Genomic DNA, 18,246 nt, shown 5'->3' with positions numbered 1-18,246 from the left:
AAATGCAAACTATACTTTTAATGATATTTCAAGTAGTCGTTATCGTTTTGGTAGCTCCTTTGTTTGATGGTATGGCAAGAAAACTAAGAGCTAGACTTCAATCAAAACAAGGTAGCGATTTCTTTCAAACATATCGTGATATTATAAAACTCTTTAGAAGAGGAAGAACCGTGCCTGAGTGCTCTCACTGGGTATTTAGATGGGCTCCATTTTTCCTTTTTGCAACTTCAGCTGCAGTGCTAGCTGCTATACCTATAACATATAGCAAAGACACTGTTTTTGGAGCATATTCAGATATATTTGTGATCCTTTATCTTGGCGCACTGCTTAGATTTGTATTTGGTGCAGCTTCAATGGATAGTGGCAACCCATTTGCAGCAACAGGCGGCGGCAGGGAGCAAATGCTAGGCGTATATGTTGAGCCAGTTATGATCATGTGCCTAATCGTAGTAATGCTTGCAGCTAAAACATCAAATTTAATTGAGATCCAAGAGATGGTAAAAACTGGCGTTATCGGATATCAAATCCCAAGTTTTGCCGTAGCTTCTATCGCATTTTTATGGTGCATGTATGTTGAGACTGGTAGAAAACCATTTGACGTAGCTGAAGCTGAACAAGAGCTTCAAGAGGGCTTGCTTGGCGAGTACGCAGGTAGCGACCTTGGCTTAGTTCAAGCATCACTTATATTAAAACAGTTTGCTATGATCGGACTTTTCCTAACTATATTTGAGCCATGGAATTTTAGTAATCCTTTCTTAGCTATTATCGTTTTTGTGATAAAAACTGGAGTATTTTACGTAGCGGCTGTCTTTATAGACAACTTTGGTCCACGCTTTAAAATGACTTCATCTTTACGCAAAAATGCGCTTGGTGCACTTGCTATCTCGTTTGTTGCACTAACACTTTATGTAGTAGGAGTGTGAGATGCAAACACTTGATATTTTAGCCATTTGCATGATCGTAACTTCGCTTGCGGTTTTTGGTCTTAGAAGCTTAAAACTCTCAATCATCGCTTATGCGATTGAGACACTACTTTTAGTTAGCATATTTTTCTTGTTATCTGAGAAATTTAACGCCGAGCAGCTCAAAACTTGGGCGATTGTTGCCTTTTTTACCAAAGTTTTGCTTGTGCCAGGAATTTTATTCTGGCTTATCAAAAAACTTGGCGTAGTTAGCGAAGATGAGCCAGTTGGTGGATTTTTTGTAAGTCCTGTTATTGCTATGGGATTTTCTCTAGCTCTTTCAATGAGTATCCACCCTATATTTTTAAAATTCTCTCTTATCAAAGAAGAGATCATGCTAATCGCAGCTGGAACGGTCTTTATGATGGGAATTTTTGGCTTCATGCTAAGAAACTCATTTATAAAACAAATTCTAGCTTACTGCTTGTTTGAAAACGGTATCCACCTAAGCCTTGCTCTAATGGCTTATAACTCACATGAGTTAGTCGAGCTTGGAATTTTAACAGATGCGATATTTGCCGTTATCATCATGAGCGTCTTAGCGATTAGATTTTATAAAGCTTATGATAGCTTAGATACTTCTAAAGCTTCAAATTTAAGGGGTTAGAGATGGATAGTTTAGCTTTAATACTTATCTTACCGCTCCTTGGTGCTTTGGTCTTGTTTTTGAGTCCTAAAAATTATGCGGTATTAAGCGGACTTCATGTTTTGTTTTCTGCTGCGACATCGGTGGCTTTACTTAACAATGTTCTTAAAGTCTTAAGTAGCGGAACTTTTTATAGTTTTGATAAATTTTTGTTTTTAGATAGCTTAGGCTGTGTTTTCTTGGTGCTTATCGCTGTAACTGGATTTATAGTAAATTTCTACTCTATCCACTACATGAGGTGGGAGCTTGAAGATGGACACATCCACTTAAGTGATCTTAAAAAATACTACGCACTAAGCCATGTATTTATCTTTACAATGACTTTAAGCGTTATTTGCAACAACGTTGCGTTTATGTGGGCAGCTATCGAGGCAACAACTCTTGCTTCAGTATTTTTGGTCGCTATCCACAAAGATCAAAAATCAACAGAGAGTGGTTACAAATACATTGTTCTTTGCTCAATCGGTCTAGCATTTGCACTTTATGCGACTGTTCTTTTATATTCAGCCACATTTAGCACTCTAGGAGATGGCGAAGCTTCTATGCTATTTTCAAGCATAATGGCAAATGCTAAAAATTTAAACCCAGATGCAGCAAAACTTATTTTTGTATTTGCTCTAATTGGTTTTGGTACAAAAGCTGGTCTTGCTCCAACTCACACTTGGCTACCAGACGTTCACGCTGAAGGTCCAGCACCTATTTCAGCTTTGCTTTCAGGTGTACTTTTAAAATGTGCGATGCTAGCACTTTTAAGATACTACGCTATCACAGCTCAAGCAGTTGGATTTAGCTTTGTTGAGGGCATAATGATCGTTTCAGGAACTATCACTCTTTTTGTAGCAGGATTTTTCCTAATCAGACAACACAACGTAAAAAGAATGTTTGCATACCACTCAATCGTTCATATGGGTGTTATCGCATTTGCACTTGGTGTTGGCGGTAAATTTGGTCTATTTGCAGCGATATTCCACTGCTTGGCTCACAGTTTTACAAAAGCTTTGGCATTTTGCTCAACAGGCAACATTGCAAGAATTTATGGCCACAAAGATATGAGTAAGATGGGCGGCATGGTTAAGATCGCACCGATCACCACTATAATGTTTGGCGCGGCTGTTTGCTCACTAGTTGGTGTTCCAGCATTTGCTATATTTGTTAGCGAGTATAACGTCTTTGTAGGAGCCATCACAAGTGGTCAATACATCGCAGTTGCGCTATTTGCTATTGCACTTGCAGTTATTTTCATAGCTGACTTTGCGCACTTTAACATGGCAAGCTTTGGCGAGCCAAAAGGTGTGGTTGTTCATAATAAAGAGATGAGTTTGTTAGAGAATTTACCTCTTATAGCACTTTGTGCCCTTATCATAATCTTTGGCGTATGGCACGTAGATAGCTTTTATACGCTAGTAGATAACGGTGTTAATATAATGATGGGAGCTTTAAAATGAGAGGCGATAAATTTGTTGAAATCCTAAAAACCAAGGTAAAAATTTTAGAGGTAACTCGTCAAGCAGACGATCAGATCACAGTTTTGGTTGATAGAAACGATCTTCCACTAGCTGTTAAAACGCTTTATTATGATATCGGTGGCTTCATAAGCACGATGATACCAAATGATGAGCGCCAGATAAATGGCAGCTTTGCTCTTTATTATGCTCTTTCAATGGAAGGTAGCAAGATGACTGAGGCGGATGACTTTGCTGCTGAGGATAAGTGCTTCATCACTGTTAAAACACTTATTCCAGGAAGCGATCCGACATTTCCATCTGTTACTCCGCTAGTGCCAGCTTGTGTTTGGTACGAAAGAGAAGCTTATGATATGTTTGGTTTGGTAGCCGAAGGTTTGCCTGATAAAAGGCGTCTAGTTTTAAGTGATGACTGGCCAGATGGACTTCACCCACTTAGAAAAGATGCGATGGATTATCGCTACCGCCCTGATCCAGTAGATCACAGAGATGAGCCTGATTCTGAGTTTTTGTTCCCAACAGGTGATGCAGTAGTTGATGTGCCACTTGGACCATTACATATCACTTCAGATGAGCCAGGTCACTTTAGACTTTTCTGCGACGGCGACGAGATCATCGACGCTGACTACCGCCTCTTTTATCAACACCGCGGTATGGAAAAGCTAGCTGAAAATAGAATGAACTATGATCAAATGGGCTATCTTGCAGAGAGAGTTTGTGGAATTTGTGGTTATGCTCACGCTATTGCGTGTATCGAAGCAGCAGAAAAAGCTATCAAGCTTGAAATTCCACTAAGAGCTCAAGCTATACGTGTCATCTGTCTTGAGATCGAGCGTCTTCACAGCCACCTTTTAAATATCGGTCTAGCTTGTGAGGTTACTGGTAACTACAACGCTTTCATGCACATCTTTAGGGTTCGTGAGTACTCTATGGAGCTAGCTCAGCTAGTAACTGGCGGACGTAAAACATACGGTAACGTCGTTATGGGTGGTTTAAGACGTGATATGACAAATCAAGAGATTAAAAAAGGCATCGAGATCATAAATAAACTTGACGTTCAAATTTCAGAAATTTGGGATGCAGTTATGGAGGATAAACGCCAAATCGGACGCTGGAAAGGTGTGGGCATCCTAGATCGCCAAATCGCACGTGACTTTAGCCCAGTTGGTCCAAATATGAGAGGCTCTGGCTTTAAACGCGATAACCGCTACGATCACCCATATGACTTCTTTAAACAGATAGAATTTGAAGTAGCAGTTGAGCATGGTTGCGACGTTTTTGCTCGCGAGATGGTTAGATATAAAGAGCTAAAAAGCTCTATCCACATCATCCGCCAATGCTTTGAGATGATGCCTCAAACACCTATCATGATCGATCCTGTGACTATGATCAAACCTGAAAATTTTGCACTTGGTCATGATGAAGCACCACGTGGCGAAAATGTTCACTGGATCATGCAAGGCAGCGCTCAAAAAGTATATCGCTGGAGATGCAGGGCAGCAACATATAACAACTGGCCAAGCCTAAGGTATCAATTCAGAGGCAACAACATAAGTGATGCTGCACTTATCGTTTGCTCACTTGACCCTTGCTACTCATGCACCGAGCGTGTTACATTAGTCGATGTAAGGACTAAAAAGAGCAAAATTTTAACAGAGAAAGACCTTAAAAAATTCTGTCAAGATGGCGGGGTTAGTAAGAAGGATTTAAGATGATGAAGTTATTTGACATCACAGAAAAATATGGAAAGGCGACATACGCCTATCCATTTGAGCCATATATTGTTCCTGAAAATTTCCGTGGTCAGCCAAACTATACATACGATCTTTGCATAGGTTGTGCAGCTTGCGGTATCGCTTGCCCTAGCAACGCGATAGAACTTAAGATGAACGAGGAGCAAACAAAGCTTGTTTGGGAATTTGACTGCGGGCGCTGCATATTTTGCGGACGCTGCGATGAGGTTTGCCCAACTGGAGCCGTAAGACTTAGCGATAGCTTTGAGCTTGCGGTTAAATTTGACAAGAGCGCTCTTATACAAAGGGGCGAGCTTGAGATGCAAACTTGCAAATGCTGTGGCAAGCCATTTACACCAAAAAGGCTTATAAATTTCACACTTGAAAAGCTTGGCACTGCAAATTTACTCCCAGGCAGACTTGAAGAGGCAAAAGACTACCTTTTTATCTGCCCAGAGTGCAAGAAAAATCAATCTGCTGAGAGGCTAACAAAAGGCATTGAGGAGGCTATAAAATGAGTCTATATCAAGTCCCAGAGGACATAAAAACAGCAAATGATCTAACTGCAAAGCTAGAGCATCTAAAAAATATCAAAAGAAGCTTTAGCGTTTATAGGATCGACTGCGGAAGCTGTAACGGCTGTGAGATAGAAATTTTTGCAGCTATTACACCGATGTGGGACCCTGAGCGTTTTGGTTTTAAGCTTGTAGCAAACCCAAGACACGCTGATATTTTGCTTTGCACTGGTCCTGTAACAAGACAGATGTATTATCCGCTTCTTCGTGCTTATGAGGCGACCCCAGATCCTAAGATCGTGGTTGCTCTTGGCGCGTGCGGAAGTAGCGGTGGAATTTTCCATGACGCTTATAGCGTTTGGGGCGGCATCGATAAGATAATCCCAGTCGATGTCTATATCCCAGGCTGTCCTCCACATCCAGCAAGCATTATTTACGGTCTTGGCATGGCTCTTGGTATCATCGATCAAAAGCTTCATAAAAAAAGCTATGAGGAAGATAATACATTGCCGCCTTCAGTTGAGAAGTCAGTCATAGGTGATATTTTATTCGAGCGTGACTTGCAAGCCGAAAGTAGAAGGCTAATGAGCTATATCTTTGGTAGAATCCTTTTTGAAAAATATATGAATGCTATCAAATGTTCAAAAGATGTCCATGACCCAAGCATCTCAAGAGAGGCTGTGCTTACAGCTATCAAAAAAGAGGAAGATCCTAGATATGCTGAGTGTATGGGGCTTTTGCATAATGATGTCTATCTAAAATATGCAAAAGCTGATAAAAGCTTTGCTATAGACGTTGATAGCGAGGTTTGGAGTAAAAGATGATACAAGTTTATAAGCTTACAAAAAGGCATATGGACGACAACGATAAGCTTCCACTCGAGCTAAAGGAGATAAAAATTTTCTCCACTTGCGTGGGACACGGCGTTGGTACGATAGACTTTAGCGAGAAAATTTTAGAGCTAAGCGATGAGGAATTTGACGAGATGATCAAAAACTCAGGCGAATACGTGAAATTTAAGATCGGAAATTTAAGCAAATATTTTGAAGTTGAAATTTTTGCCGAGCATATCGCTAAACTCTTGCCACAGCTTTGTGAGTGTAAGCTTAAAGAAATTTTGGCAAATTTAAAAGAGGGATATATCGTGCTTAGGAAGGACTTTTGATGAAAAAGGCCATCCTTTGCATCGGTAATCCTATGCGTGGCGATGATGATGTGGGTAATGAAGTAGGCCGCATCGTGGAGCACGAGCTAAAAGAGTGGAAAGTCTTTTTTGGGCAAGATGTGCCTGAGAATGAATTTTCAGCTATTAGAGAATTTGCGCCTGATATCTTGATAGTAGTCGATGCAATGAGCGGCTTTGATGAGGATAAGATAGAGTTTTTCGACCTAAGTGACGATAGAGATTACATCTACTCAACTCACAATCTCCCAACGCCAGTACTCTTAAGCTATTTGCGAAAAATTTGTCCTAAGACGCTTTTTCTTGGCATTAGCGTCTTGCTCGAAAATGTCTTAAATTTTGAAGAGGGACTAAGTGAGCAAGCTAAAAAAAGTGCCAGAAAAGCATTTTTAAGAATTGTAGAGATTGATAAAAATTTAGTTGGTTAAATTTGGCAAATGGCTAATTTTAATCTTTTTGGTTACTAAAGGCAAAATTTTGCTTTTAATCGCAAGCAGCGATTTGACTTTAGTGATTTTGCAAAGTGTTAAACTTTGGTCGCAAAGATGAGCCTGGCTCATGTGCGAGATTGAAAATAAAAAGGAGAATGTAATGTTAAATCCGGCAGAAACCGCTCAAGCGGTCTCAAGCTCTATGGAGCATAAGGCTCATATGCCACTTACTAGTATTATCTTCCTTGCTATCATGGCTGGAGCTGCTATTGCTATGGGTGATATTTTCTGGGCTCACTCGACAGTTGGTATGGCTGAAAATCAGTCTATTGGCCTTTCAAATTTTATCGGCGGTATCACATTTAGCTGTGGTCTTATGATGGTTGTCTTTTATGGCGGACATCTTTTTACAAGCTCAGTTTTAAGTGGTGTTAGTGCATATGAAGGAAAGCTAAAACTAGGTAAGACTATCGGATACTGGGCTATTGTTTGGATATTTAACTTCGTTGGCGGCGCATTGATCGCTTATATGTACTACTACTCAGGCTTGCCACTAAAGTATGATGGCTACATCTTGCAGCACTTTATACCAGCTGGTATTGGCAAGATCACAGCACCATTTCATGAGCTATTTATCCGCGGAATTTTTTGTAACGTCTTTGTTTGTATGTCTATTTGGACTGCGACAAGTGAGAGCAATCTATCTGGTAAATTCTTTGCCATTATGTGGATGATCGGCGCATTTGTGGCTTGCTCAATGGAACACTGCGTGGCAAATATGTTTATCATCACTGAAGCCATCATCTCAAAAGCTCACTATATAGCAGTAAACGGCGGAGATATCGCTGTTGCGGCTGCAGCTCTAGGACATGGCATCACGGCTGAAAAACTAGAAGTTTTAAACTGGGGAAATTTTATCGGTAAAAACTTAGTTCCAGTTACACTTGGTAATATCTGTGGCGGACTTTTCTTTGTTGGTTTAGTTGGCTTTATGGCTAATAAATTTGATATGAAGAAAAAAGCTTAAAAATTTTAGTCTTTGCTTCTTGGCAAAGACTAATCCTCTAAGACTACTCTTTGCTAGCCATTATAAAAATTTTGGTTTTTAGTTTGTGTAACTTTCAAGTTTTTCATAATCAATTATTAAAAACTCGTGTGGTGTGATCTTTCTTATGATGTCATCTTTTATAAGCTCATTAAAAGCAGTTGAAGCGCTTTGACGTTTGAGCCCCACAAAGCTTGAGAGCACTTTTAGAGAAAATGGCAAAAATATGTAGTGATAGCCATTTTGTTTTAGATCCTGCTCCTTTGCAAGCTCGATCAAAAAATTTGCAATCCTACCTTTTGCATCTTCAAAAAGTATTGATTTTATGATCTGGCGTTGCACGATCACTGCATTTAACACAGCTTTTAAAATTTCATCTACAACATTTACATTTGATAAAATTCCACTTATTTCGCTTAAGTTTATGGAGTAAATTTTTGCGTCTTCTAAAATTTCAAAAGCACAATTATCATCAAGAACAGCAATGTTATTTGCCTCCAAACGGTAAAGGATAAATTCTTCCCCGTCTTCAAAAAACGAAAGCTTTGCACAGCCGCTTTTTAAAATGATGATTTTGATCTCTTCTGCGTAAATGATGCTTGTTTTTGGAAGGTTTTTGTACTCAAATTTATCAAGCTCGGATTGAGTTAGGATATCTAAAATTTGTGTTTGCAAAAGGCCTAGACGTGATTTTTTCATTTTTCTCCCAAAAAATGTATAGAGCCTGATTTTACTTCACAAAGCATTTAAAGAAGTTGAAAAATATTGCTTTTAGTTTAAGAATTTCAATAATTTTTAAAAGTAGTATTAATTTTTAAAGAAGGTTGCATAAAATGCAACCAAATTTTTAAAAACCATGAAGTTTTTTTAGATTTTCATCTATAGGTTTTTTATGTCCATCTTTTGTCACACTGACGTAGGTTGCGATGGCGCTTGTGACATGTATAGTCTCTCTAAAACCACCGTCATTTAGTCTAAGTGCAGTCACTTCTATCTGTGTTGTTATCGATGTTTTGCCAACTACGATGATCCTTGCGTAGCAGCTTAGCACGTCACCAACAAAAACTGGTTGCTTAAATATGATCTCTTTCATAGAAATTGTCACAACGCGTTCGGGAGAAATTTCTCTTGCGGCTTGTGCACCTGCAAGGTCGATCTGACTCATTATCCAACCGCCAAATATATTTCCAGCCGAGTTTGTATCTTTTGGCAGCATGACTTGTTTTATGCGCGGCTCACCAAAATCTTTTAAAATATCCATTTTTTGCCTTTTAGATGTTAAAATTTTTGGTTGATTGTAGCAAATTTTAATGGCTTTATGCTAAAATCTTGCAACTTCAGGGGATGAAAATATGAACGATTTTAAAAGATTAAATGAGCTTACAAAAGAGCAAAAAAATAAGTTAAATGCTATTTATAAAAATTTAGACGATGACATTATAAACGAAGCTGTTAAAATTTGTGGTCTTGCTGGTACACCAAGCCAAAAACTGGCTCTTGCAAGAAGGATAGTAGATCTTAAAGTAGATCCGCTTCAAAATGAGCTAAAAAAGCTAAATTTAGGCGAAGATGAGCAAAAACGAGTGCTAAATTTAATGTATGGCTACGTTAGAAATTTATATGAAAACCTGCACGCCAAGCTTTTAGAAAAGGCCAAAGAAGAGAAAATTTTAGATCCATTTAACCAAGTTTTTGTGCAGGTGATGCATGAACTTGGGCTTAGTCTAAATGCGTGGCAAATTTCATGGCAAGAAAAGATAATAGACACTACAAACAAAGAGTTTGAGGCTAAATTTAAAGATTTAAGCCAGGCAAATGAGTTTATTACTAAAAATGCTTTATTTCAGTGTGATAGCAACGGCGTAAGAGCTGATAGAACGTATGGCGCAGTTTGCAAAGAGGGCGAGAAATTTAGCTTTTTGCCTTATGCGCTTGCCTTTAAAGATGAGGTTAGAGAGCTTAAAAAAGTATTTATAAAAAACCTTGAAATTTTAAGAAATTTAGCTCAAAATAACGAGCAAAAATCCTACGTAAAATACCTTGAAAAGCTGCAAAATGCCTTTTGCGAAGAGGACAATGCTAAAGTGATAAACGCTTGGCAAGAGGCTGAGATAGCGTGGATGGAGGTAAAAGGCGCGCTTCAGCCAGGCCATCCGCTAGAATACTACGAGGATGCCTACACGCACGCAGTCGCACTTGAGTGGGACATCAGGCTGGTGGATAGCGAGGGCATTGACGAGTTTAAATTTAAAGAAAAAGTGACAAAAACTTACGAAAGCGTTTGCGAAAAGATCAAATTTGATAATGCTGAAACAAACAAGGCGGTTAGCGAAAATATCGCTAGAACGCAGCTTTATATAAGCGTGCCGATGATCTATTATGGTGCCGAGCTAAATGGGCTTTTTAGTGCTCAAGTCGTGCCAAATGATGAGAGTGTGAGCGCAAAATGCGGCAAGAAAATTTTTGCCTTTGTAAATCACGTCTATGAAGGCGCAAAGGCAAAACCTTTTATGAAGCTTGGGGCTGAAATTTTTAGCAAAGAGTTTTTGGACTTTGGTAGAGAAATTTTATTTCTAAAGCCAAAAATTTGGAAAAAAGTCTATGAAATTTCAACGATCGGTCATGAGTTCGGACACATCCTCTTTATCGGGCTTGATACCGAGATGATGATGAATAAAAGTGGCGTCTTTAAATTTATAGAAGAGTATAAGGCGACAACTGGTGGGCTAGTAAATTTCTTTTTACACGAAGAGGTGGAGTATAAAATGGCCGTCTTTCACGAGCTAATCGCCCGTGCAGTTGGGCTTATCGCGTGGCGAAAGGTCGATGAGGTGAGGGCGTATTACTGCGAGGGGCTTATACACCTTAGCCTGCTTTTTAGGGCTGGAGTGCTTAAATTTGACGGCAAGCTAAGCGTGTATATGAGCGAGCAAGCCTACGCTAAATTTAAAGAAATTTGCTTAGAGAACTACTACGATCTAGCGCAAACATACGCTAAAAAAGTTGATGCGAGCACATTTTTGGGGAAATTTTGCCAAAAAGATGAACTAAGCTATTTGCCAAAAGATGAAGAGTGTAAGAAATTTGTTGAGCATTTTTACGCTAGATACGAAGCTATCGGCAACGACGTCGATGATAGTGGCGAGTGGCAAAGATGGCAAAGCTTAGCCAAAAAGGCAGAGAAAGATATATAAAGACGGAACATGATAAGTAAAATAAGCAACGAAAATCAAGTATCTTTTTTATTTATGTTGATACTTTTTTGTGTATATGTTGTTAGTTATTTTATTGCTAGTGGTTTTTATGAAGACATAATTACTGCTCTATTTGATTTTATGATCACATTATTTATCTTTTTAAAGCTAAAAGAGACAAGAAATTTAAAAACATATTGGATATATATATTACTAGGCCTTACTTGCTGGGTAGCATCAGACACTATGTGGATGCTATATGATAAGGTTGATTTTCTTAAACAATTTCTTTCTAAAGTCAATTTTATACAAATCTCATACGTAGTTTCATATTTTATGTTTGCATTTTCTGCTTTTTACATTTTGATTAAAAATTTGAAAAATTTATTTTTAATGCAAGTATTTGTGGACTCGGTCTCTATTTCCGCAATATATTTTAGCTTTATGTGGTTTATGATTTTTGATAGAAATTTAACTCAAGTATTAAGTCAAAAAGATTTTTTTAATCTAAGCTATATCGCCATAGATTTATTTATGTTTTGTACTTCATTTGTTGCGTTTTTTTCACTTAAATTTTCAAAAAGAAGACTATCTATATTTTTATGCTTGATAGCACTTATTGCAATAAGCGTTTATGATATTTTTACCACTACAATGGATTTTTGGATAGATGAAATATCCTTTTCTGGATACGACATTGTATTTAAGGTCACATTTTTTATGTTGTTTGTTGCTGCGCTTCATTTAAGAGAGGGTGAGGCAAATCTAAAATTTAGGGCACTCAGAAACGATTTTGATAAAATTTTAATACAAAAGCTATTTGTTTTCGCCGTATTTTTGACGATTATGATCTTGTACTCTTGGAAGATAAATTTGACATGGTTATTTTCTATTTTAGTTACTTTGCTTGCATACGGAGCATTATCTTATACATTTTCTAATGTTAGAAAGATGGATATTTTAATTAAACGTGAAATACATATCAAAAAAGTATTAAATAATCAGATAGAAAGTAAAGTAAAAGAGCTTGAAGAGACAAATAGGCACCTACAAAGGATCAGTAAATATGATTATTTAACAAACGCTCTAAATCGCCAGTATTTTATCGCAAGGCTTGAAGAGATGATAAAGTCAAAGGCACTTGGCGAAAAGATAGATATTTATAGTATTGACATAAACCATTTTAAAGCGATAAATGACTCGTACGGGCACTATATCGGCGATGATGTAATAGCAAAGTTTGCTTCAAATATTGAGTCAATATTGCCACCAAACGATTCCTTATTTGCAAGATCTGGCGGAGATGACTTTATCGTTGTTGTCAAGCAAAATGAAGACATTCATTGCAGGGAATTTTTACATTATCTACTAAAAGCTATTTCAGAGCCAATCGTTATAGATGATTATAAAATTGTACTTGATGCGAAAATAGGGATTAGTTCGACACAAACTAGTGAAATTTTGGCTGATGATTTTATCATGCAATCAGAAGCAGCACTAGAAGCAGCAAAAAAAGATACATCTGAAAAGTACGTTTTTTATAGTGATATAAAAAGCATGATTCAGGATAGAAACTACATAGAAATATTGCTAAATAGTATAAGCTTTGATGAAGAATTTGAGCTAAAATTTCAGCCCCAGTATCTAATAGAAGGTAAAAAAATAGTAGGAGCAGAGGCTCTTGTTAGGTGGAACTCTCCTATAAAAGGTCCGGTAGATCAATCAAAATTTATCCCAATAGCTGAACAAAGCTTTATTATCAATGCGATAGGAAAATGGGTGGCAAAAAATGCTATAAAACAAATGGCCTTTTGGAATGAAAAATATAATACAAACCTAAAAATAGGCATAAACATCTCACCAAAACAGATTGATAATATAAATTTTGCATCTAAATTTTTAAGCTATATAGATAGATACGGCATCGATCCATCTTGTGTAGATGTTGAGATCACTGAGGCTAGCCTCGTTAATGCCGAAGAGATGATGCAAAGCGCGTTATCTGAGCTTTCAAATAGAGGAATTTGCATCTCCATAGATGATTTTGGTACCGGTTTTTCATCAATGAATTACATCAAAAAATATCCTATGAGTCGCCTAAAGATCGCTAAAGAGCTGATAGATAATATTGCTATAAATGATATAGATAAAGACGTAGTAAAAAGCGTTATAGCTTTGGCTAAAAATGTGGAGCTAAAGACTATTGCTGAAGGCGTCGAAGATGAAACCCAGCTTGAAATTTTAAGAGAGCTTGGATGTGATGAGGTACAAGGGTATCTTTGGGGCAAGCCAATGAGTGCAGAGGATTTTGAAAAGCTTATAATAAGCACTATTTAAGCACACTCTTTGCGCTAAAATTTTCAAATTTTAAAATATCTTTATCGCAAAGTCTAGCCAGCTCATTTATAATTTTTGAGCTAGCTTCATCTTTTGGGATTATTAGATGAATTTTTTCTTCTAAAAAAACGATAAAGATATTTTTTAGCTCATAAATTTCACTAACTTCATTTAGGTCAAATTTTTCATTTTCTTTGGGTTCGCCTTCATAGTAAGCCAGAAATTCCTCATTTACTTCAAAATTCATTTGCTTTTGAACATCTGAAATTTCAATTCTCTTTAATGCAGCTATACGACTTCTTTTTAAAAAAATAGGATAAAAAATGATCCAAAATATAGCAAAAACAGCCCCAATAATAGTAAAAATTTTACTTTTTAATAGCATATCAGCAACAAAACCAGCTATGATGGCTTCAGTAAATATCATAAAAGTGTTTATAAAATACTGCTTTCTTGCCGCCTTTGAGAAAAATAAGATAAAAGATTTATAATCTATTAAATTTTGTCCATTTATGACGATATTGCACTTCATAAGATACCTTTGTGAATTTTAAAATTTTTGGGAAATTATAACCAAAAGCAAAGTCAATTTTTGTATAATTTGGACTATTTCTTAGGAGAGGGACACTATTTTTTTAATATCAAAATCATCTATAACTGGTATGCGAAAATGGATTTTAATTGCAGTTGTAGTGCTATTCGTATTTGCACTATTAGCATCTTTACTAGACTATAATCTAATTGGAAAAATATCTATTTTGCTTAGCTTCTTTATGATAACTTTTGGCATTTATACTTCAATGGATAAAGTAAAAACCAAAATAACGCATTGGCTTGCAATATGTTTTGGTGTTTTTTTATGGTCTATTTGCGATGCATTAATGGTGCTAAATCAAGATATACTATTGCGGGCTCATAGTTCTTATGTATATCTTGATGTGTTTTTTATGTTGCCGATGATATCTATTTTAGCTGGCGTTAGTATATTTTTGTATTCAAAATTTTCAGCCAGCCAAGAAAAGCTAGCCATCATTATGGATAGCATAAGTGTCTTTTTTTTAATAGTAATTTTAATATATGGTATTTTTGATGAAGTAGATATCTTATCGATGATAAATAATAGATCAAATATCGTTTTTCTCTCTATTGTAGCCATAAATTTTCTTATACTTTTTATTACTTTAAGTGAGATTTTTACAAGCAGTTTGCTTCATATAAAAATTAGCGGCTTTTACCTTATATCAGCTAGTATTTTATTTACGATGCTAAATTTATTTATTTTTTATAGCCAGATTTCAAATGTAAATTTTGGCCATAAAATAGATTTTTTATATATCGTTCCTTTCTTCTTCTTGATGATAGGAGCTTTTCATTTAAAAGCCCAAAACGAATATGTTACAAATACCGATAAAGATATCTCAATAGGATCAAAATGGCTACCAATAATAATAGTTTTACCTTTGCTGTTACAAGAAGATCTAACATCTTTTAGTGCACTCATCTCACTTTTTGTTTTAGTTGTAAATGCTATTGTTAATTACTACGTTAAAAGCTCTATCGCAAGTAGAAAAATATTAGATTATGAGAGAAATCTTCATAGAGAGATGGAAAAGTCGATGCATGAGCGAACCAATGAACTTATGCTCGCAAATTTAAGACTTCAAGATATGTCCGAGAAAGACTATCTAACAGACCTTGGCAATAGAAATTTTATAGTAAATGAGCTTGAAAGAATGTGCAAAAGCATCTCTGAAGATGAGGAAATCGCAGTTTATTATATAAATTTAAGCTGTTTTAAAAGCATAAATACATCTTATGGGCATGAAATAGGCGATAGAATTTTAAAACTAGTTGCAAAGAGGATACTTGAAGTTTGCAATAGGCAAGAAGCCATAGCAAGGATTAGTGCGGACGAATTTATTGTATTAGCAAAAATGGAGATAAATAGTCATACAAAACGCTTAAATCTTGGTATTGCCTTAAAAGATGCTATTGAAAAGCCAATTCAAATAGATAGATATCACTTTGGGCTTAAGTGCATAATAGGCATAGATGTAGCAACAAAAAATAGCACGACAAATCCAAGAAATATTATAAAAAACGCAGATATGGCAATGTATTATGCCAAAAAAAATCCAGCTTTAAATCCTATGGTTTATAGCGATAAAATTAGCAATGAAATGCACCTAAGCTCAAGCATCGAGATCGCACTTAAAAAAGCTAATTTACAAGAAGACCTTCATGTATATTTTCAACCAATATTTGATCTAAAAATCGAAAAAATGATCTACGCAGAGGTTTTTTTATATTGGAAATCAGAAAAATTTGGCTTAATGGAAGCAAGTAAATTTATGAAAGAGGTCAATGTAAATAGTGATATCTTAAACGATATTTGCTCGCTTTTAGTTTCAAAGACTATAGAGTATATAGATATATGGCAAAAAGAAAAACTCTTGATACCAAAAATAAGCATAAATGTTGCGCAGATTCAAAGTAAATCAGAAAAATTTGTTTTAGATTTTGTTTCTAGCTTACGCTCTCACCATATAAATCCAGAGCTTTTTGAAATAGAATTTGGCGAAGAAATATGGACAAATAATTCTAAAACGCTTGATAAAATTTTTTCTATTCTTAAAGAAAATAATATAGATGTTTGTATAGATAATTTTGGCTCTGGATATACTTCATTTATTTATATTAGAAAATACGGTGTTAAGCGTATAAAAATAGCAAGTGAATTTGTTGCTCAAGCATCAAATAGCAAAATAGATGCACAAATCGTATCTGCAATTATTGATTTAGCAAAGGCAATGAAGATAAAAGTTGGCGCAAAAGGCATAGAAAAAGAAGAAGATATTCATTTCTTAAAAGAGCTTAATTGTAATGAAGTGCAAGGACTTTTCTTATCTCGTCCTATGAGTGCAGAAGAATTTGAAGACCTTGTAAGACAAGATCCTCAAATGATAGCTAAAGTTTAAATTTCAGCCTTTATCTCTTCGTTTGATTTTACGACCATGCCTGAGCCATGGATTACGCTTGGAACACAACTGGTGCAGATATCAACTTCTTCACCATTTTTATGAGCGTGGATAAAAACTGCATTTGTATCATCACTGCTTTTTAGTCCGCAAACATTGCAAACCACTAGATCTTTTTCTCTCATTTTTTCTCCTTTGAAATTTTTGCCTATTTTAGCTCCTAAATTTTATACATAAAATGATTTAAGTCAAGCTTGTCTCGTGGCATTTAATAATTTTTTGTTATAATCCTTTAAAATTTTTAAAGGCCTAAAATGAATGAAAGAACGATTATTTTAGAGATGTTAAAGATGCAGCAAAGCCTAAATGATGAGACAAATGGGCTTGGCTGGGAAAATGGTTATACTAATAAAAATAAATTAATCAGCTGGAGGCGCTGCATATATATGGAGTGCGCTGAGCTAATCGATAGCTTTGCATGGAAGCACTGGAAGAGCATTGATGCTAAGACTGATGAGCAAAATTTGCGCATAGAAGTTGTTGATATTTGGCACTTTATTATGAGCCTAGCTTTACAAATTTATAAATCAAAACAGCTTGGAGATATAGAAACTTTGGCCGATGATATTTGCCAATCAAGCGGTTTTAGTGAGTTTTGCAAAGAGCCACTAAAGATCGAAGACGAGAGCATTTATGAGATAATGAATGACGTTGAAATGCTCATACATGAGTGCAGCGGGTTTGACTACGATATATTTGATATTTTAAAAATTTACTTCTCTATGTCTTTAAAATGCGGCGTAAATTTATACTCACTTTATGAGTGCTATATCGCTAAAAACGTGCTAAATCGCTTCCGTCAAAATAATGGCTACAAAGAAGGTAGCTATAAGAAAAATTGGAACGGACGCGAAGATAATGAAGTGATGAGTGAAATTTTGTCAAATGGCGTTAGCAAGATCGATGAAATTTACGCAGCACTTGAGCATGAATATAAAAAGGTGAAATGATAAACCTTCTTCGCCTTGGCTTTAAAGATTTTTTTACAGCCAAATTTATAGCGCTATCCATATTGCCACTTTGCCTTAGCATTTTTAGTCTCACGTGGCTTATGATCTGGAGCGGCGGTGAGATATTTGACCTTTTAAGTGATAGTGCTAAAAACGAAAATTTTACCTTTTTAGAGCCAAACTCGGCGCTCTCTTGTATCGCTATTAAAATTTTAAGCTTTAGCGCCACAAAATGGATAGTTAGCATACTTTTTTATATTTTGAGCACCTTTTTAACGATCATTGTTAGCATCGTGATTGCCCTAATTGTAGCTAGCTTTTTAACTCCAGTTGTTACTAAAGAGATAAACAAAAGACACTACAACTACGTGATCAAAAGTGAGGTTAGCACGGCTAGAGTGCTAAAGGTGATGATGGTTGAGATCATAAAATTTCTTGGGATCTTGCTCGTTTGCCTGCCACTTTTATTTGTACCAGTATTAAATTTTTTCATCATAAATGTGCCGTTTTTTTATATCTATTACAAACTTTTACTGATAGACGTTGGCTCAAACACTCTTGATAGCGATAAATTTGAGCTAGCACTGCTTGAAGGTGGCGGGGTTAAATTTATAGTTTTTACACTTTTATTTTATCTCATCTCGCTTGTGCCGCTTGTGGGACTATTTTTTCAGCTTTATTTCGTGATAGTCTTGTCACACCTCTTTTTCGAGAAAGAAGCACTTATAAAAATTTAGAGCCAAAAGGCC

Annotated in this window: 18 protein-coding genes; 14 read left to right on the top strand and 4 right to left on the bottom strand. The window is 36.2% G+C overall.

What is annotated here, in order from left to right:
* The first annotated feature begins 2 nt into the window (after positions 1–2).
* The 9 genes from CYP28_RS07195 (at position 3) to CYP28_RS07155 (ending at position 7,960) form a co-directional block, all read left to right on the top strand.
* Positions 3–923, top strand: coding sequence for a respiratory chain complex I subunit 1 family protein (locus CYP28_RS07195; protein ID WP_084041928.1), 921 nt, complete (start codon positions 3–5; stop codon positions 921–923).
* Position 924: 1 nt separating this feature from the next.
* The gene (gene hyfE, locus CYP28_RS07190; RefSeq protein ID WP_072594544.1) at positions 925–1,569 is read left to right on the top strand and encodes a hydrogenase 4 membrane subunit; all 645 of its coding nucleotides are present in this window, start codon (positions 925–927) and stop codon (positions 1,567–1,569) included.
* 2 nt (positions 1,570–1,571) lie between these two features.
* Positions 1,572–3,053, top strand: coding sequence for a hydrogenase 4 subunit F (locus CYP28_RS07185; protein ID WP_021091695.1), 1,482 nt, complete (start codon positions 1,572–1,574; stop codon positions 3,051–3,053).
* Positions 3,050–4,786: an NADH-quinone oxidoreductase subunit C gene (locus CYP28_RS07180; RefSeq protein ID WP_103593666.1), complete on the top strand. Its 1,737-nt coding sequence runs from the start codon at positions 3,050–3,052 to the stop codon at positions 4,784–4,786. Before CYP28_RS07185 ends, CYP28_RS07180 begins: the two co-directional genes overlap by 4 nt.
* The gene (locus CYP28_RS07175) at positions 4,783–5,322 is read left to right on the top strand and encodes a formate hydrogenlyase complex iron-sulfur subunit (protein WP_103593665.1); all 540 of its coding nucleotides are present in this window, start codon (positions 4,783–4,785) and stop codon (positions 5,320–5,322) included. Before CYP28_RS07180 ends, CYP28_RS07175 begins: the two co-directional genes overlap by 4 nt.
* The gene (locus CYP28_RS07170; RefSeq protein WP_021091627.1) at positions 5,319–6,143 is read left to right on the top strand and encodes an NADH-quinone oxidoreductase subunit B family protein; all 825 of its coding nucleotides are present in this window, start codon (positions 5,319–5,321) and stop codon (positions 6,141–6,143) included. Before CYP28_RS07175 ends, CYP28_RS07170 begins: the two co-directional genes overlap by 4 nt.
* Positions 6,140–6,484, top strand: coding sequence for a formate hydrogenlyase maturation HycH family protein (locus CYP28_RS07165; protein WP_103593664.1), 345 nt, complete (start codon positions 6,140–6,142; stop codon positions 6,482–6,484). The genes CYP28_RS07170 and CYP28_RS07165 overlap by 4 nt, the downstream gene beginning before the upstream one ends.
* Complete coding sequence (locus CYP28_RS07160; RefSeq protein ID WP_072594541.1) at positions 6,484–6,930, top strand: hydrogenase 3 maturation endopeptidase HyCI; 447 nt, start codon at positions 6,484–6,486, stop codon at positions 6,928–6,930. The genes CYP28_RS07165 and CYP28_RS07160 overlap by 1 nt, the downstream gene beginning before the upstream one ends.
* Before the next feature lie 163 nt (positions 6,931–7,093).
* Positions 7,094–7,960, top strand: a complete 867-nt coding sequence (locus CYP28_RS07155) for a formate/nitrite transporter family protein (protein ID WP_103593663.1) — start codon at positions 7,094–7,096, stop codon at positions 7,958–7,960.
* Positions 7,961–8,038: 78 nt separating this feature from the next.
* On the opposite strand, the gene CYP28_RS07150 is transcribed toward CYP28_RS07155, so the two are convergent.
* Positions 8,039–8,677: a Crp/Fnr family transcriptional regulator gene (locus CYP28_RS07150; protein WP_103593662.1), complete on the bottom strand. Its 639-nt coding sequence runs from the start codon at positions 8,675–8,677 to the stop codon at positions 8,039–8,041.
* 148 nt (positions 8,678–8,825) lie between these two features.
* Positions 8,826–9,239 (bottom strand): acyl-CoA thioesterase, encoded by a 414-nt coding sequence (locus CYP28_RS07145; RefSeq protein WP_103593661.1) that lies wholly within the window; start codon positions 9,237–9,239, stop codon positions 8,826–8,828.
* Positions 9,240–9,330: 91 nt separating this feature from the next.
* On the opposite strand from CYP28_RS07145, the gene ciaB reads away from it, so the two are divergent.
* Both ciaB and CYP28_RS07135 read left to right on the top strand, forming a co-directional pair.
* Positions 9,331–11,172: an invasion protein CiaB gene (gene ciaB, locus CYP28_RS07140; RefSeq protein ID WP_103593660.1), complete on the top strand. Its 1,842-nt coding sequence runs from the start codon at positions 9,331–9,333 to the stop codon at positions 11,170–11,172.
* 534 nt (positions 11,173–11,706) lie between these two features.
* Positions 11,707–13,509: a putative bifunctional diguanylate cyclase/phosphodiesterase gene (locus CYP28_RS07135; RefSeq protein WP_258034137.1), complete on the top strand. Its 1,803-nt coding sequence runs from the start codon at positions 11,707–11,709 to the stop codon at positions 13,507–13,509.
* Here CYP28_RS07135 and CYP28_RS07130 read toward each other — a convergent pair.
* On the bottom strand, positions 13,502–14,041 hold the full coding sequence (locus CYP28_RS07130) for a hypothetical protein (RefSeq protein ID WP_103593658.1): 540 nt from the start codon (positions 14,039–14,041) through the stop codon (positions 13,502–13,504). The two genes, CYP28_RS07135 and CYP28_RS07130, sit on opposite strands and share 8 nt — an antisense overlap.
* A 241-nt stretch (positions 14,042–14,282) precedes the next feature.
* Here CYP28_RS07130 and CYP28_RS07125 point away from each other — a divergent pair, with 241 nt between their 5' ends.
* Positions 14,283–16,487 (top strand): bifunctional diguanylate cyclase/phosphodiesterase, encoded by a 2,205-nt coding sequence (locus CYP28_RS07125; RefSeq protein ID WP_242047017.1) that lies wholly within the window; start codon positions 14,283–14,285, stop codon positions 16,485–16,487.
* Here CYP28_RS07125 and CYP28_RS07120 read toward each other — a convergent pair.
* Positions 16,484–16,672, bottom strand: coding sequence for a hypothetical protein (locus CYP28_RS07120; protein WP_021091806.1), 189 nt, complete (start codon positions 16,670–16,672; stop codon positions 16,484–16,486). The genes CYP28_RS07125 and CYP28_RS07120 overlap by 4 nt on opposite strands.
* Before the next feature lie 129 nt (positions 16,673–16,801).
* Between CYP28_RS07120 and dut the strand changes: the two genes are divergently transcribed.
* A complete protein-coding gene (gene dut, locus CYP28_RS07115; protein ID WP_103593656.1) occupies positions 16,802–17,497 on the top strand; it encodes a dUTPase in 696 nt (231 codons plus the stop codon).
* On the top strand, positions 17,494–18,234 hold the full coding sequence (locus CYP28_RS07110; protein WP_103593655.1) for an EI24 domain-containing protein: 741 nt from the start codon (positions 17,494–17,496) through the stop codon (positions 18,232–18,234). The genes dut and CYP28_RS07110 overlap by 4 nt, the downstream gene beginning before the upstream one ends.
* Positions 18,235–18,246: the final 12 nt, after the last annotated feature.

The sequence above is a fragment of the Campylobacter concisus genome, from assembly GCF_002914195.1.
Lineage (GTDB): Bacteria > Campylobacterota > Campylobacteria > Campylobacterales > Campylobacteraceae > Campylobacter_A > Campylobacter_A concisus_M.
Note: the sequence above shows the minus strand (reverse complement) of the source record. Positions and strands in the feature narration are given on the sequence as shown.